The sequence below is a fragment of the Pseudotabrizicola sediminis genome (assembly GCF_004745575.1).
Classification (GTDB): Bacteria; Pseudomonadota; Alphaproteobacteria; order Rhodobacterales; family Rhodobacteraceae; genus Pseudotabrizicola; species Pseudotabrizicola sediminis.
The window spans coordinates 65,231-80,354 of the sequence record NZ_RPEM01000011.1 but is presented as its reverse complement, the minus strand read 5'-3'; the positions used below and the strand labels follow the sequence as shown (position 1 = coordinate 80,354).

Annotated in this window: 13 protein-coding genes; 4 read left to right on the top strand and 9 right to left on the bottom strand. The window is 63.7% G+C overall.

Annotation, left to right across the window (positions count from 1 at the left end; genetic code table 11):
- Positions 1-14: 14 nt before the first annotated feature.
- Complete coding sequence (locus EEB11_RS15455) at positions 15-242, bottom strand: twin-arginine translocase TatA/TatE family subunit (protein WP_135432842.1); 228 nt, start codon at positions 240-242, stop codon at positions 15-17.
- Between the two features lie 165 nt (positions 243-407).
- Here EEB11_RS15455 and EEB11_RS15450 point away from each other — a divergent pair, with 165 nt between their 5' ends.
- Positions 408-1,085 (top strand): helix-turn-helix transcriptional regulator, encoded by a 678-nt coding sequence (locus EEB11_RS15450; RefSeq protein WP_135432840.1) that lies wholly within the window; start codon positions 408-410, stop codon positions 1,083-1,085.
- Positions 1,086-1,091: 6 nt separating this feature from the next.
- Here EEB11_RS15450 and EEB11_RS15445 read toward each other — a convergent pair whose 3' ends face one another.
- Positions 1,092-2,174 (bottom strand): ABC transporter ATP-binding protein, encoded by a 1,083-nt coding sequence (locus tag EEB11_RS15445; RefSeq protein WP_135432838.1) that lies wholly within the window; start codon positions 2,172-2,174, stop codon positions 1,092-1,094.
- Positions 2,175-2,362: 188 nt separating this feature from the next.
- A complete protein-coding gene (locus EEB11_RS15440) occupies positions 2,363-3,142 on the bottom strand; it encodes an SDR family oxidoreductase (protein WP_135432836.1) in 780 nt (259 codons plus the stop codon).
- Positions 3,143-3,277: 135 nt separating this feature from the next.
- Here EEB11_RS15440 and EEB11_RS15435 point away from each other — a divergent pair, with 135 nt between their 5' ends.
- On the top strand, positions 3,278-4,297 hold the full coding sequence (locus tag EEB11_RS15435) for a Hint domain-containing protein (protein ID WP_135432834.1): 1,020 nt from the start codon (positions 3,278-3,280) through the stop codon (positions 4,295-4,297).
- A gap of 59 nt (positions 4,298-4,356) precedes the next feature.
- Positions 4,357-5,955, top strand: coding sequence for a peptide chain release factor 3 (locus tag EEB11_RS15430; protein ID WP_135432832.1), 1,599 nt, complete (start codon positions 4,357-4,359; stop codon positions 5,953-5,955).
- A gap of 21 nt (positions 5,956-5,976) precedes the next feature.
- On the opposite strand, the gene EEB11_RS15425 is transcribed toward EEB11_RS15430, so the two are convergent.
- Complete coding sequence (locus tag EEB11_RS15425) at positions 5,977-6,813, bottom strand: transglutaminase-like domain-containing protein (RefSeq protein ID WP_135432830.1); 837 nt, start codon at positions 6,811-6,813, stop codon at positions 5,977-5,979.
- A gap of 263 nt (positions 6,814-7,076) precedes the next feature.
- Here EEB11_RS15425 and EEB11_RS15420 point away from each other — a divergent pair, with 263 nt between their 5' ends.
- Complete coding sequence (locus tag EEB11_RS15420) at positions 7,077-8,723, top strand: DEAD/DEAH box helicase (protein WP_135432828.1); 1,647 nt, start codon at positions 7,077-7,079, stop codon at positions 8,721-8,723.
- A gap of 87 nt (positions 8,724-8,810) precedes the next feature.
- Here EEB11_RS15420 and EEB11_RS15415 read toward each other — a convergent pair whose 3' ends face one another.
- The 5 genes from EEB11_RS15415 to EEB11_RS15395 all read right to left on the bottom strand — a co-directional run bounded on the left by EEB11_RS15415 (position 8,811) and on the right by EEB11_RS15395 (position 15,109).
- The gene (locus EEB11_RS15415) at positions 8,811-10,487 is read right to left on the bottom strand and encodes a ribonuclease J (protein ID WP_135432826.1); all 1,677 of its coding nucleotides are present in this window, start codon (positions 10,485-10,487) and stop codon (positions 8,811-8,813) included.
- The gene (locus tag EEB11_RS15410; protein WP_135432824.1) at positions 10,478-11,257 is read right to left on the bottom strand and encodes a type III pantothenate kinase; all 780 of its coding nucleotides are present in this window, start codon (positions 11,255-11,257) and stop codon (positions 10,478-10,480) included. The genes EEB11_RS15415 and EEB11_RS15410 overlap by 10 nt, the downstream gene beginning before the upstream one ends.
- Positions 11,258-11,360: 103 nt before the next feature.
- Positions 11,361-12,131, bottom strand: coding sequence for a biotin--[acetyl-CoA-carboxylase] ligase (locus EEB11_RS15405; RefSeq protein ID WP_135432822.1), 771 nt, complete (start codon positions 12,129-12,131; stop codon positions 11,361-11,363).
- Positions 12,121-13,557, bottom strand: a complete 1,437-nt coding sequence (nuoN, locus tag EEB11_RS15400) for an NADH-quinone oxidoreductase subunit NuoN (protein WP_135432820.1) — start codon at positions 13,555-13,557, stop codon at positions 12,121-12,123. Before nuoN ends, EEB11_RS15405 begins: the two co-directional genes overlap by 11 nt.
- 13 nt (positions 13,558-13,570) lie before the next feature.
- Positions 13,571-15,109, bottom strand: a complete 1,539-nt coding sequence (locus EEB11_RS15395; protein ID WP_135432818.1) for an NADH-quinone oxidoreductase subunit M — start codon at positions 15,107-15,109, stop codon at positions 13,571-13,573.
- Positions 15,110-15,124 lie beyond the last annotated feature (15 nt).

The window sequence follows — 15,124 nt, the reverse complement described above, 5'->3', positions numbered from 1 at the left end:
GCAGGCCGGGCGGGTCAGACCTTGTCCCGTTCCGTCTCGGGCGTCACGTCGCGCACCGGCGTCACGGGCGGCGTGTTGGATGTGTTTTCAATCTCTTCCGAGCTGTCCTTCACCCCTTTCTTGAAGGCGGTGATGCCCTTGCCGACCTCACCCATCAGGGACGAGATCTTGCCGCGCCCGAACAGGACCAGCACCACAACCGCGATAAGAAGAAGGCCGGGAAGGCCGATGTTGTTCAGCATGTCAAATCCTCCTGCTGACCGGGGCGGCATGTCGCCCCCTGTCGCCTGCTGTCATCCCTACCCCTGCAAGCCTTCGGTTCCTAGCCTGATTCAGCGGCCACACCGGGGCTTTCCCCGCAGATACCTGACAGCTATATGTCAGTTGCCCCCAGCAGGACCGACCCCATGCGCCGCACCGACCGCCTGTTCGACCTGATCCAGATCCTGCGCGACGGGCGGCTGCACCGCGCGGGCGAAATGGCCGGTACTCTGGGCGTGTCGGTGCGCACGATCTGGCGCGACATGGCAACGCTGATGGCCTCTGGCCTGCCGGTCGAGGGCGAGCGGGGTGTGGGGTATATCCTGCGCGCGCCCATCACCCTGCCGCCGATGATCCTGACCGGGGCGGAACTCGATGCCCTGCGGGCGGGCGTGCGGCTGGTGGCCGACGGGGCCGATCCGGCACTGGCGCGGGCGGCACGCATGCTGGCGACCAAGATCGCCAGCGTCACCCCGGCCCCGCCCGAGGCCGGCGATGATGATCTGTTCGTGTTCACCGGCAAAGAGGCCAACCGCGCCCCGGCGCATGTGCCCTTGCTGCGCCGCGCGATCAAGGCCCGGGAGCGTCTGACCCTGACCTATATTGACGCACAAGGGCGGGAAACCCACCGCGACATCCGCCCGCTGGCGCTGGATCTGACCGGGCGGGTCTGGACTTTGGCGGCGTGGTGCGACCAGCGCCACGGTTTTCGCAGCTTTCGCGTCGACCGGATCATGGCGCTTGCCGAGACCGGAGAGACCTTTGCCGAAGAGCCGGGCCGCAGCCTTGCCGATTACCGCAGGCTGATGGCAGACGACAGTTGACCGCCGCTATTTCGCGGGAAACACGAAACACTTGTCGCGCCGGATCATCAGCCACAGCGTGGTGCCGGGCTTTGGCAGGAACACCCCCGGCACACTTGCCGTCAGGGTCGATCCGTCGAACGCCATGCGGAACTCCACCAGACTTTCGCGCCCCAGATAGCGCGCGCGGATCACCGTGCCACTGGCTGGGGTGCCTTCCAGCGGCGTCGGGCTGGGGCCGCGCCCCGCACGGTCGAAGTCGATCTTCAGGTGCTGCGGCCGGATCACGATATCCACCGCCGCGCCATCCGCCTGCCCCGGCGTCAGAAAGGCCCCAAACGGCGTTTCCGTCAGCGCCCCGCGCGACGTGCCGCGGATCACGTTGATATCGCTGAAAAACGCCGCCGCCGCCTTGTCCACCGGCGTGTTGTAGATGTTGTAGGGCGCGCCGCTTTGCATGATGCGCCCGCCGCGCATCAGCGCAATCTCATCGGCCATCCGCATCGCCTCATCCGGCTCATGGGTGACAAGCACCACGGCGGTACCCTCATCCTTCAGAATATCCAGCGTGGTGTCTCGGATCCCGTCGCGCAAGCGGTTGTCCAACCCCGAAAACGGCTCGTCCATCAGCATGACCTTTGGCCGTGGCGCAAGTGCCCGCGCCAAGGCCACCCGCTGCTGCTCGCCGCCCGACAGCTCATGCGGATGCTTTTTGCCGAACCCGCTCAGCGTCACCCGCTCCAGCAATTCGTCCACCCGCCGCATCCGCGCCGCACGGTCGCCCTTCAACCCGAAGGCTACGTTTTCGGTGACGGTCAGATGCGGGAACAGCGCGAAATCCTGAAACATCAGCCCGACCGAACGATGCTCGGGCGGCACATGCCGCCCCGGCCCCGCCACCTCGGTCCCGTCGATCAGGATGCGCCCGCCGTCTGGCCGGTCCACCCCGGCGATCATCCGCAAGGTGGTGGATTTGCCGCAGCCCGATGGCCCCAAAAGGCAAGTCACCTGCCCCGCCGCCACTTCCAGACAGACATCATCCACCACCGCCCGCCCCGCAAAGAACCGGCTCAGATGATCGACAACAAGGCGGGGCGGTGTGGGCAGCATGGTATCCTGGCGTTTCCGTCAACGTGCCCTAACAGCCCACTGCTGCCCATGCAAGAGCAGGCCCCGGCCCATTGCCTGTCCTCAAATACCCCCGCCGGAGCCCCCCCGAGGAGACGCGGCGCAGCTGCGTGACGAGACAAAAAACGCGCGCGCTTGCGCGCTCCATCAGATCAGACCGGTCCGCCCGCTCAGATGGTGGCGTTGGTGGCGCCACCGTCCAGCAGGATGTTCTGGCCCACAATGAACCCGGCGTGGACCGAGCACAAAAATGCGCAGGCCGCGCCGAATTCGGCAGCGGTGCCATAGCGGCGCGCCGGGATGGTGGCGGCGCGGCGGGCGCGGGCCTCGTCTGCCGAAATTCCTTCGGCTTTCATCACGCCTGCGTCCAGCGCGGTTGCCCGGTCGGTATCATGAATGCCCGGCAGCAGATTGTTGATCGTCACCCCCTGCGGGGCCACCTGCCGCGCGGTGCCCGCGACATATCCGGTCAGCCCGGTGCGGGCGGCGTTCGACAGGCCCAGCTGTGCAATCGGTGCCTTCACCGACTGGCTGGTTATGTTGATCACCCGGCCCCAGCCCGCCTCGATCATGCCCGGCAACAGGGCTGTCATCAGCGCGATCGGCGTCAGCATATTGGCGTCCAGCGCCTTGATGAAATCATCGCGGGTCCAGTCGCTCCACACGCCCGGCGGCGGGCCACCGGCGTTGGTCACCAGAATATCGACCGCCCCGGCCGCCTTCAGCACCTCAGCGCGGCCAGCTTCCGTCGTGATGTCGGCGGCAACGGTGGTCACCGTCACCCCATGCGCGGCACGGATGGCGGCGGCGGTCGCCTCCAGCGCCTCGGCCCCGCGCGCGTTCAGCACCAGGTCGACCCCGGCGGCGGCCAGAGCCTCGGCGCAGCCACGCCCCAGCCCTTTTGATCCCGCGCATACCAGTGCCCGCTTGCCCTTGATCCCCAGATCCATATCCGCCCCCTCTCAATGGTTGTTGCCTTGTGCCTAGCAGCCGGTGACGCGTTGACGCAAGGGGGCGCTTCGGGCTAAGCCAAGGGCTGTGGCCTGTGGGGGCAGCCATCGACTGACACAACGGACCGGCACAGCATGACCCCCGCTTTCCCCGACCCTTCCCCGCTTCCCGGCCATGCCTGTCAGGTGTTTCTGGCCGATAGCATCTATGTGATTCACGGGGTGAACAGCGGTGACGGGCTGGCCGGCCCGCAAGACGTATGCGAAGGCGACATCTACGCGCTGGAGGCCGATGCACAGCCCCTGCGGCTGATCCTGTCGCCTGCCGAAGGCGGTCAATGCGTGGCACCGGGCAGCCAGATCGGCCCGCCCGGTGACGGTTTGCGGCTAGAGGCGCGCTATACGCTGATCGCACCCGATGGCGACAAGATCGACCTTTTGCTGATGCAGCTTGACAGCGGCACCCGCGTGGTGCTGCCAATGTCGCCGATGTCGGCTGCTGCCGATTATACGCTGGTTGCCATCGACGCGGCTCCCGAGGCGGCGCGGCTGGCCGATCTGCTCTGTGTCTCTTTTGCGCGCGGCACCATGATCACCCTTGCCGATGGCCGCCAGCAACCGATCGAGGCTTTGCGCCCCGGCGACAAGGTGCTGACCCGCGACCACGGCCCGCAGCCGGTGCGCTGGCTGGGCCGCGCCACGCTGCGGGCACAAGGGGCCTTTGCGCCGGTGGTGATCACCTCGGGCACTTTGGGCAATGCCGGTGATCTGATCGTCAGCCCGCACCACCGGATTTTCCTCTATCAGCGGCAGCGACGGGCCGGGCTGCAAACGTCAGAGCTTCTGGTGCAGGCCCGGCATCTGGTGGATGATGAACGGGTCTTCCAGCGTGTCGGCGGCTTTGTCGATTATTTCTCGCTGGTGTTTGACCAGCACGAGATCATCTATGCCGAAGGGGTGCCTGCCGAAAGCCTGATGGTCAATGACGCCACCCTGTCGCGCCTTCCCGAAGGCATGGCCGAAGATGTGAAGGCCCGCTTTCCCGGACTTGCCCAAGTGCAGCATTTCGGAACCGAGGCCAGCCGCCAGTTTCTGGATGAGGTGGGACGTGCCGCCCTATATTCCCCGCGCCGCCGTGGGAGCGAGGACAAGTAGCTGCCCCTGACCCTCGCAGGCAATGGACGGGCGCCTCGCTTTGCGATAAACGCGCGGTCATGTTGAACAATCGCCCCTCCCTTCCGCCCGAGATCGCCCGCAGGCGCACCTTCGCCATCATCGCCCACCCCGATGCCGGCAAAACCACGCTGACCGAAAAGTTCCTGCTGTTTGGCGGCGCGATCCAGATGGCCGGGCAAGTCCGCGCCAAGGGCGAGGCGCGGCGCACAAGGTCTGACTTCATCAAGATGGAGCAGGAGCGCGGGATTTCGGTTTCGGCCTCCGCCATGTCCTTCGATTTCCGCGAGTTCCGCTTCAATCTGGTCGACACCCCCGGCCACTCGGATTTCTCCGAAGACACCTACCGCACGCTGACCGCCGTTGATGCCGCCGTGATGGTGATCGACGGGGCCAAGGGCGTGGAAAGCCAGACCCGCAAGCTGTTCGAAGTGTGCCGGTTGCGCGACCTGCCGATCCTGACGTTTTGCAACAAGATGGACCGTGAAGCGCGCGATACGTTCGAGATCATCGACGAGATTCAGGAAAATCTGGCCATCGATGTGTCGCCCGCCTCATGGCCCATCGGGTCGGGGCGCGATTTTCTGGGATGTTATGATATCCTGAATGACCGGTTGGAACTGATGGACCGCGCCGACCGCAACCGGGTGGCGGAGACCATTCAGATCAACGGGCTGGACGATCCGCTTCTGGCCGAGCATGTGCCTGCGGAAGCGCTTGCGAAGCTGCGCGAAGAGCTGGAGATGGCAAAGGAACTGCTGCCCGCCTTTGACCGCGAAGCGCTGCTCAATGGCTCGATGACCCCGATCTGGTTCGGGTCGGCCATCAACTCCTTCGGCGTCAAGGAACTGATGGACGGCATCGGCAAATTCGGCCCAGAACCGCAACCGCAACCCACCGCCACCCGCAAGGTCGCCCCGGAAGAAACCGCCGTGACCGGCGTGGTGTTCAAGGTGCAGGCCAACATGGACCCAAAGCACCGCGACCGCGTGGCTTTTGTGCGTCTTGCATCGGGGCATTTCGAGCGTGGCATGAAGCTGACCCATGTGCGCAGCAAGAAACAGATGGCGATTGCCAACCCGGTGATGTTCCTCGCCGCAGACCGCGAACTGGCCGAAGAGGCCTGGGCCGGCGATATCATCGGCATCCCGAACCACGGGCAATTGCGCATCGGCGATGCACTGACAGAAGGCGAGGCGCTGCGCTTTACCGGCATCCCCTCCTTTGCCCCCGAACTGCTGCAAGGCGTGCGCGCGGGCGATCCGATGAAGGCCAAGCACCTGGAAAAGGCGCTGATGCAATTCGCCGAAGAAGGGGCCGCCAAGGTGTTCAAGCCGATGATCGGATCGGGCTTTATCGTTGGTGTCGTGGGTGCGCTGCAGTTCGACGTGCTGGCCAGCCGGATCGAGGCGGAATATTCCCTTCCCGTCCGGTTCGAGGGCAGCCAGTTCTCCTCCGCCCGTTGGGTGCAGGGGCCGAAGGCCGAGGTTGAACGCATGACCAACATCAACAAGCAACACATGGCGACCGATCACGATGGCGACGTGGTGTTTCTGACCCGGTTGCAGTGGGATATCGACCGCGTTGTGCGCGACTACCCCGAACTGCGGCTGACCGCGACCAAGGAAATGATGGTGTAAAGACGGGGGGCAGATGCCCCCCTACTGCGCCGCGGTCTGCGACATGTTGCTGTCGGTCACCTCATCGGTGATCACCTTGAAGTTCCGCAGCTCATGCGGCCCGAAAGAAGTGATCATCGGCACATCCACCGCGTCACGCCCATAGGCGATCACGATGCGCCCGATCCGCCGCTTGTTGTTGCGTGGATCAAAGGTGTGCCATGCCCCGCCCAGATAGACCTCCATCCACGCCGCGTAATCCATCGGGTCGGCGGTATAGGGAATGCCGAAATCGCCCAACTGGCCGTTCACATAGCGCGCCGGAATGTTCATCGCACGGCACAGCGTGATCGCCAGATGGGCGAAATCACGGCACACGCCCCTGCCCTCTTGCCAAGCGTCAAAGGCGGTCCGGTTGTTGCGGGCATCGGCATAGTTGAACCGGATCTGACTGTGGACGTAATCACAGATTGCCTGCACCTTGCTCCATCCCGGAGCCAGATGGCCGAACTGGTCCCAGGCGACCTGGCTCAGCTTGTCCACCTCGCAATAGCGCGAGGACAGCAGATACATCAGCGCCTCATCCGGCAGGTCTGACACCGGATGCTCGACCGCGTCGGGGGTGACGGGATCATGCGCACCACTGTCATACATGAATCCTTCACCCTGCAGGCGTATTGTACCGGCAGGTGCGGTGAACCGGCGACAGATGTTGCCAAAGCTGTCGGTATACACCTCTTCCGGCACGTCGGGGGACCGGGTGTGCACCTCGGGCCGCTCCATGTCACCGCTCCGCTCGGGGCGGGCGCTGACCATGGTCACAACCGGGGTTTCCACCGCGCAGAACAGGGTGAAATCATAACCATAACGGATCAGCATAAGGGCCCTTTCAATCGGCTGTGCGCCCGTGGCGCAGATCAAGCGTAGCATGCGCGGGCGGTTGGTGCTAATCGCGCGTGGCCCATTAACGCAAAATCAGGGTTTTGGTTGCGTCGGCTGCCTTAAAAACCGCCACATTGACCTGAGGCGGGTTTTGCGTTAAAGGATGACGAGCTCGCATACGGCGGGCCATTGCCGGGGCGCCGGATTGCATGCGTCCCTTTTCATGATTTGTGGGCCGATCCCACATCCAAAGGACGCTGATGCTAAAATTCTCTGACCTCGCGCTGGACCCGCGCGTTCTGCAAGCCGTTATTGATACCGGCTATGAAACCCCTACCCCCATTCAGGAACAGGCGATCCCCTTCGCGCTTGAAGGGCGCGACGTGTTGGGAATCGCCCAGACCGGCACCGGGAAAACCGCCAGCTTCACGCTGCCGATGATCACCCGGCTTGGCCGTGGCCGGGCCCGTGCGCGGATGCCGCGCAGCCTTGTGCTGTGCCCCACGCGCGAGCTGGCCGCCCAGGTCGCCGAAAACTTCGACACCTATGCCAAGCACACCAAACTGACCAAGGCGCTGCTGATTGGTGGCGTGAGCTTTGGCGAGCAGGACAAGCTTATCGACCGCGGCGTCGATGTGCTGATCGCCACACCGGGCCGCCTCTTGGACCATTTCGAGCGGGGCAAACTGCTGCTGACCGGCGTCGAGATCATGGTCGTCGATGAAGCCGACCGCATGCTCGACATGGGCTTTATCCCCGATATCGAGCGTATTTTCCAGCTGACCCCGTTCAGCCGCCAGACGCTATTCTTCAGCGCCACCATGGCACCCGAGATCGAGCGGATCACCAACACTTTCCTGACCAACCCGGCCCGGGTGCAGGTCGAGCGGCAGAATTCTGCCTCGACCACCATCGAACAGGCGCTGATCCAGTTCACCCCCACCCGCCGCGACCGCAGCTTTACCGAAAAGCGCGCGGTGCTCCGCAGCCTGATCAAGGGTGAAGGCGAAAGCTGCACCAACGCCATCATCTTCTGCAACCGCAAGATGGATGTGGATGTGGTCGCCAAGTCGTTGAAGGCGCATGGCTTCAACGCCGCCCCGATCCATGGCGATCTGGAACAGTCGCAGCGAATGAAGACGCTGGATGCCTTCCGCGATGGGTCGTTGCACCTGTTGGTGGCGTCTGACGTGGCCGCGCGCGGCCTGGACATTCCGGCGGTCAGCCATGTGTTCAACTTCGACGTGCCGTCACACCCCGAAGATTACGTGCACCGCATCGGCCGCACCGGCCGCGCCGGGCGTCTGGGCAAGGCCTATACCATCGCCGTGCCGAACGACGACAAATACCTGTCGGCCATCGAATCGCTGGTGAAACAGCCGATCCCGCGCGGCGTGGTGCCCGAAGGGGCGCTGACTGGCTTGGACGAATCATCCTCTGACAAGCCGCGCGAAGCGCGCGGCGAAGGGCGCGGCAAACCGCGTGAGCGCGACCGCAACCGCAAGCCCAAGCGCGACGAAAGTGCCGCCCCCGCCAGCATGGAGCCGATTGCACAGCCCGTGGCCGTCGCCGTGGACGTGGTTGCCGAAGCCCCGGCAGCACCTGCCCCACGCCGCGACGAGCGTCGGTCTGAACGTCGCGATGACGCCCCCGCGCGGGAAGAGCGTCGCAGTGAAGCGCCACCCCGCGAAGAGCGCCGCAGCGACCGCCGGGAAGACGCGCCGCCCTCGCGTGACCGTCGTGACGACCGCCGCGATGATCGTCGCGATGGCGGGCGTGACAGGCGCGAGCATTCGGTTGTCGGCATGGGCGATCATGTGCCCGATTTCATTCTGCGCAGCTTCAAGATCACCGCTGTCACTGCGGATGATGCCGAAGATGAACCAGCCACCGGCACGGATGGCTGAGGCAGAGCGCCTTTTGCATCATCACGATAAACAAAGGCCCTGCAGCGATGCAGGGCCTTTTTCTGTGTGGTGCCGCAGGCTGCCGGCCTATTCGGCCTGCAACCGGCTGACCACCACCGTCACTTCCGGCTTCTTGCCGATTTCTTCCATCGACACCTGACGCACGATCCGGCGCAGCGCCTCGTCCAGCTTTGCATCATCGCGCAGCACCTTGGCCCCGGCGGTTTCAAGATAGGCCGACAGATCGGTTTCCAGCGTTTCGGCCAGATTGCGCTCTCCGCGACCCACAGCGGGCAGGCCCGACAGTTCCACCCAAGCTTCCCCCAGCGGCTCGTCCGCCTCGTCCAGAATGACCGTGACCATGGCATGCCCGTTCAGCGCCATGCGGATCCGGTCGCGCACCACGCCATCCATCGACCCGATCAGCACATTGCCATCCAGATACAACCGACCGGTTTCGATGTATTCGACCACCGTCGGCACCTCGCCGGTCAGGTCCATCATCATGCCATTGGTGGCAACTTCGGCGGCGATTCCCGCCGCAGTCGCGATCTTGACATGTTCGCGCAGGTGGCGGTGTTCGCCATGCATCGGGATCAGCATGTCGGGCAGCAGCAGGCGGTGCACATGCTCCAGATCGGGGCGGTTGGCATGGCCCGACACGTGATACAGGCCGTTGCAATCATCCACGACATCAACACCCATTTCCGAGAACGCGTTCATGATTTTCAGCACGCCGCGTTCGTTTCCGGGAATGACCTTCGACGAAAACAGGAAGGTATCCCCCTCTTTCATCTGCAGCCCAAGATACTTGCCGCGTGACAGCTGCGCCGAGGCGGCACGCCGTTCGCCCTGGCTGCCGGTGACCAGCAGCATCAGGTTGCCCCGCGGAATGTCCAGGGCCTCTTCCGGCGAGACCAGACGCGGAAAGCCGGTCAGCACGCCGGTTTCCTCCGACACCGACAGCATCCGCCGCATCGACCGGCCCAGCACGCAGATCGAGCGGTCAGACGCGCGCGCAGCCTCTGCCAGCGTTTTCAACCGCGCGACGTTCGACCCGAATGTGGTCGCCACCACCATCCCGCCGCGCGACGAGATCAACTCGCGCAAGGCCGTGCCGAGGGTGGATTCCGACCGGCCCGGATGGGTGGAAAACACATTGGTCGAATCGCACATGAGCACCTTTACCGGGCGCTCTTCGCCGATGGCCTTGATCGCCTCGTCATCCCATGGCTCGCCCACGATCGGGTTGTGGTCGATCTTGAAGTCGCCAGAATGGAAGATGCGGCCGGCAGGCGTGTCGATCACCAGCGCACTCGCCTCGGGGATCGAATGGCTGACGGGCACGAACTGCACCTCGAACGGGCCGGCCTGCACCACCGCCGGGCGCGGATCGACCGTGGTGATGACATCCAGCGGCAGGCCCATCTCGTCCAGCTTCAGCTTGCCGATGTTTGCGGTGAAGCGGCGGGCATAGACGCGGGATTTCAGCTTTGGCCACAGCAGGCCAAGCGCACCGATGTGGTCTTCATGCGCGTGGGTGATGAAGATGCCATCAATCCGGTCGGCCCGCGCCTCAAGCCAGGAGATATCGGCCATGATCAGGTCGACACCGGGGCTGCCATCCATATCGGGGAAGGTCACCCCAAGGTCGACGACGATCAGACGCTCGCGCCCTTCCGGGCCGTAGCCATAGACATAGCAGTTCATCCCGATCTCACCCGCGCCACCGAGGGGAAGATAGATCAGACGGTTCACAGACATGCAGTTTCCTTGTTGAAGTCGTGGATCAGGACGAGGCCATGCATGGTCAGATCATCCTCGATCTTGTGAAATAAATCGGTGCCTTGTGCGAACAAGGAGGCCAGCCCCCCGGTTGCGATAACTTTGGTGGGACGGTCGCGTTCGCGGCGCACTTCACGCACGATGCCTTCGACCAGCCCGATATACCCCCAATACACCCCGGATTGCATACAGGCCACCGTATTCGTGCCGATGGCTTTGGCCGGTTTGGCCACATCAATATGCGGCAGGGCAGCGGCGGCCATATGCAGCGCCTCCAGGCTCAGGTTCACGCCGGGCGCGATGACACCGCCGACGTAAGCCCCATCGGTATCGACCACATCAAAGGTGGTCGCGGTGCCGAAATCGACCACGATCAGATCCCCGCCATGCCGGTCATGCGCACCTGCGGTGTTGACCAACCGGTCGGGGCCGACGGTCGTGCCCTGATCCACCCGCGGCGGCACCGGCAGCCGACACTCCGGCTTGCCCACCACCAGCGGACGGCAGCCGAAATAGCGGTCGCACAGCACCCGCAGGTTGAACACCACGCGCGGCACGGTGGAGGAGATGATGGCTTGCGAGATGGTCGCTTCGGTTTTGGTCATCACCATCAGCGATGACAGCCAGACGAAATACTCATCCGCCGTGCGGGTGTGATCTGTCGCGATCCGCCAGGTTGCGATGAAGCGCACGCCATCCCAGACAGAAAACACGGTGTTGGTATTGCCGCAGTCGATGGCGAGGAGCATGCGCGTGGTTCCGGGCGTTTGGTCTTGCGGAGGCGGCAGGACCGGGGGTTTCACACCCCCGGACCCCCGTGGGATATTTGGGAACAGGAGATGACGTCAAGGTTCAGAAGAACACCTCGGCAGCGGGGATGGCAAGGGTGGTTTGCGGCGTGCGCAGGATCAGATTGCCACGGTCGTCGATGCTGTCAAAAATGCCGTGCCGGTCATGAGTGCCGGTGCGGGCGCGGATGGGTTCGCCCAGACGGGCGGCACGGGCCAGCCAGGCGGCGCGGATCGGGGCGAAGCCCTGTGTCGTGAAGGTGGTTTCCCACCGGGCATAGGCCGCAGCAAGCGCATCAAGAAAAGCCTCGGGGGTACGGCGCTGACCGGTTTCCGACAGGACCGAGACCGGGGGGGTGGCCCCTGCCTCGACCTGCGCCACATCCGGGTGGCCGATCAGGTTGACGCCGATGCCGATGGCAAGGGTCTGGCGGCCCTGCGCCACCCCATGTTGACCTGTGCTCTGGCATTCCAGCAGGATGCCCGCCACCTTGCCGCCCGACAAGAGCACATCATTGGGCCATTTCAGCGCAAGCGCCTGCGGCGTGCCGGTCACCACGCTGAGCGCGTCATGCAGGGCAAGGGCGGCGACGAAGCTGCGCAACGCCAGTGTTTGCGGCGCTTCGGCACTGTGCATCGCATAGGTGGCATAGAAATTGCCGCGCGGGCTGGCCCAGGGCCGCGCGCGGCGGCCCCGCCCTGCGGTCTGCGTGGCAGCCAGAATCCACTCGGGCCCCGCAAGTTGCGGGGCCCTTCGAAAGGCCTCGGCGTTGGTGCTGTCAACCTCTGGCAGGAGGGTGCGGCCGACGCCTGCGGGCCAAGACTTATCTGACAAGGGCTTCGGCCGCGAGGGCCGCAACAGGCTCGATCCCGAACAGGTTGACGATGCCCAGCACCATGATGACCGCCACGCCGACCATCATCACCCATTGCACCGGGGCCATGTTGCTGGTCGCCGGTTCGCCGTCTTTGCCGAAGTAGATGAAGAACACGATCCGCAGGTAATAGAACGCCCCAATGACCGAGGCCACAGCCCCCGCCACCGCCAGCCAGACCATGCCCGCATCGACCGCCGCCTTCAGCACATAGAACTTGCCGAAAAAGCCCAGCATCGGCGGCACACCGGCAAGGCTGAACATCAGCACCAGCAGGGCAAGCGCCTTGAGCGGTTCGTTTTTGGAGAACATGTTCAGCGACTGAATATCGGTGATCGGGCGGCCATCGCGTTCCATCGACAGGATGAAGGCAAAGGTGCCGACGTTCATGGTGACGTAGATCGCCATGTAGATCAGCATGGCCTGCACCCCCTCGGCCGTGCCGGAGGCAAGACCGACCAGCGCATAGCCCATATGGGCGATCGAGGAATAGGCCATCAGGCGCTTGATGTCGCGCTGCCCGATCGCGGCGATGCCGCCAAGAAACATAGACACCACGGCAAGGGCGGCCAGCACCTGCGTCCACTCCCCCGGAATGGCGCCAAAAGCGTCATGCACCAGCCGCGCGATCAGCGCCATGGCCGCGACCTTGGGCGCGGTGGCAAAAAACGCGGTGATCGGGGTGGGTGAGCCTTCGTACACATCCGGCGTCCACATGTGGAACGGGGCAGCCGATACCTTGAAGGCAAGCGCGGCCAGCATGAACACCAGACCGATGGTCAGACCGGCAGGGGTATCCCCACCCAGCGTCGACAGGATGCCCGCAAACTGCGTGGTGCCGGCAAAACCATAGGCCAGCGACGCGCCATACAGGAACAGGCCCGACGACAGCGCGCCAAGGACAAAGTATTTCAGACCGGCTTCCGACGATTTCGTGCTGTCGCGGCGCATGGCAGCCACGACGTACAGCGACAGCGACTGCAGCTCCAGGCCCATGTACAGCGTCATCAGATCGCCTGCCGAGACCATGACCATCATGCCGATCACGGCAAGGGTCACCAGAATGGGAAACTCGAAGCGCAACAGATCGCGGCGCTGCATATAGTCTTGCGACATCAGCATGACGCAGGCGGCAGAGACCAGGATGATCACCTTGGCAAAGCGGGCAAAGGGGTCATCGGTAAACAAGCCACCAAAGGCCATCCGCTCGCCCGTGGTGCCAAAGCCGATGAACAGCGCCAGGGCGATGAACAGGCCTGACGTGGCCCAGACCAGCGTGGCGGCGGTCTTGTCCTTGCCGCCGTAAGCCCCGAACATCAGCGCCCCGAGCGCGAAGGCTGCCAGAAGGAATTCCGGCAGGATAGTGTTGAAATCGACTGCGGTCATGGTCCCCGCTCCTTCACTGCTGCGCAAGCTGCGATGCACCCGAAGCGGGGATCGCGGCCTGATAATCGGTCACAAGGGCAGAGACGCTGGGGCCGATAATATCGGTGACCAGTGCCGGGTAGATGCCAAGAAGCAGGGTCATCACCACCAGCGGCGCAAAGATCGCCTTTTCGCGGCGGGTCATGTCGGTGATCGACTTGAGCGCCTCTTTGATCAGCTCTCCCATCACGACGCGGCGATAGAGCCACAGCGCATAGGCCGCCGACAGGATCACGCCAGAGGTGGCAACGGCGGCGACCCAGGTGTTGACCTGGAAGATCCCCACCAGCACCAGGAATTCGCCGACGAAACCACTCGTGCCCGGCAGGCCCACGTTGGCCATGGTGAAGAACATGAAGATCATCGCATAGGCCGGCATCTTGTTGACCAGCCCGCCGTAGGCGTCAATCTCACGCGTGTGCATCCGGTCATAAATCACGCCGACGCACAAGAACAGCGCACCCGAGATGAAACCGTGGCTGATCATCTGGAAGATCGCGCCGTCAATGCCCTGCTGATTGGCGGCAAAGATCCCCATCGTCACATAGCCCATGTGGGCCACCGACGAATAGGCGATCAGCTTTTTCATGTCAGACTGCGCAAGCGCCACCAGAGAGGTGTAAACAATGGCAATGGCCGACATCCACAGCACCAGCGGCGCCATCACATCCGACCCAACCGGGAACATCGGCAGCGAAAACCGCAAGAAGCCATAGCCCCCCATTTTCAGCAGGATCGCCGCCAGCACCACCGACCCGGCGGTCGGTGCCTGCACATGGGCGTCGGGCAGCCAGGTGTGCACCGGCCACATCGGCATCTTGACGGCAAAGCTGGCAAAGAACGCCAGAAACAGCATGGTCTGCAGACCGCCGATGATGGGGATGCCGAACAGGCTGAACGTCTCTGACGTGAAGTTGTGGGTCAGCAGTGTTGGAATATCGGTCGTGCCCGCATCCCAATACATGGCGATCATCGCCACCAGCATCAGCACCGAGCCGAGGAAGGTGTACAGGAAGAACTTGAACGCGGCATAGATGCGTTCCTTGCCACCCCAGATGCCGATGATCAGGAACATCGGGATCAGACCCGCCTCGAAGAACAGGTAGAACAGCACCAGATCCAGCGCGCAGAACACCCCCAGCATCAGGGTTTCCAGCATCAGGAAAGCGATCATGTATTCCTTGACGCGGGTTTGCACGGTCCAGCACGACGCGATGGTGATCGGCATCAGGAACGTCGTCAGCATCACGAACAGCACCGAGATGCCGTCGACGCCCATCTTGTATTGCAGGCCAAGGATCCAGTCGTATTCCTCGACAAACTGCATGCCGGTATTGGCAGGGTCAAACCCGGCCAGAAGAAACAGCGACACAAGGAAGGTGGCTGCCGTGGCCAGCAGGGCCAGCCATTTGGCATTCTGTTGCGCAGCAGCGTCATCACCGCGCAGGAACAACGCCATGATGACGGCGGCCACTGCGGGGATGAAGGTGATGATGGAAAGCAGGTTGTCCATAAGTTCTCTTTCGCC

What these genes read in the sequence shown, in the direction of transcription:
- EEB11_RS15455 (WP_135432842.1), bottom strand. Translation starts at nt 242, where the DNA reads ATGCTGAACAACATCGGCCTTCCCGGCCTTCTTCTTATCGCGGTTGTG.
- EEB11_RS15450 (WP_135432840.1), top strand. Translation starts at nt 408, where the DNA reads ATGCGCCGCACCGACCGCCTGTTCGACCTGATCCAGATCCTGCGCGAC.
- EEB11_RS15445 (WP_135432838.1), bottom strand. Translation starts at nt 2,174, where the DNA reads ATGCTGCCCACACCGCCCCGCCTTGTTGTCGATCATCTGAGCCGGTTC.
- EEB11_RS15440 (WP_135432836.1), bottom strand. Translation starts at nt 3,142, where the DNA reads ATGGATCTGGGGATCAAGGGCAAGCGGGCACTGGTATGCGCGGGATCA.
- EEB11_RS15435 (WP_135432834.1), top strand. Translation starts at nt 3,278, where the DNA reads ATGACCCCCGCTTTCCCCGACCCTTCCCCGCTTCCCGGCCATGCCTGT.
- EEB11_RS15430 (WP_135432832.1), top strand. Translation starts at nt 4,357, where the DNA reads ATGTTGAACAATCGCCCCTCCCTTCCGCCCGAGATCGCCCGCAGGCGC.
- EEB11_RS15425 (WP_135432830.1), bottom strand. Translation starts at nt 6,813, where the DNA reads ATGCTGATCCGTTATGGTTATGATTTCACCCTGTTCTGCGCGGTGGAA.
- EEB11_RS15420 (WP_135432828.1), top strand. Translation starts at nt 7,077, where the DNA reads ATGCTAAAATTCTCTGACCTCGCGCTGGACCCGCGCGTTCTGCAAGCC.
- EEB11_RS15415 (WP_135432826.1), bottom strand. Translation starts at nt 10,487, where the DNA reads ATGTCTGTGAACCGTCTGATCTATCTTCCCCTCGGTGGCGCGGGTGAG.
- EEB11_RS15410 (WP_135432824.1), bottom strand. Translation starts at nt 11,257, where the DNA reads ATGCTCCTCGCCATCGACTGCGGCAATACCAACACCGTGTTTTCTGTC.
- nuoN (WP_135432820.1), bottom strand. Translation starts at nt 13,557, where the DNA reads ATGACCGCAGTCGATTTCAACACTATCCTGCCGGAATTCCTTCTGGCA.
- EEB11_RS15395 (WP_135432818.1), bottom strand. Translation starts at nt 15,109, where the DNA reads ATGGACAACCTGCTTTCCATCATCACCTTCATCCCCGCAGTGGCCGCC.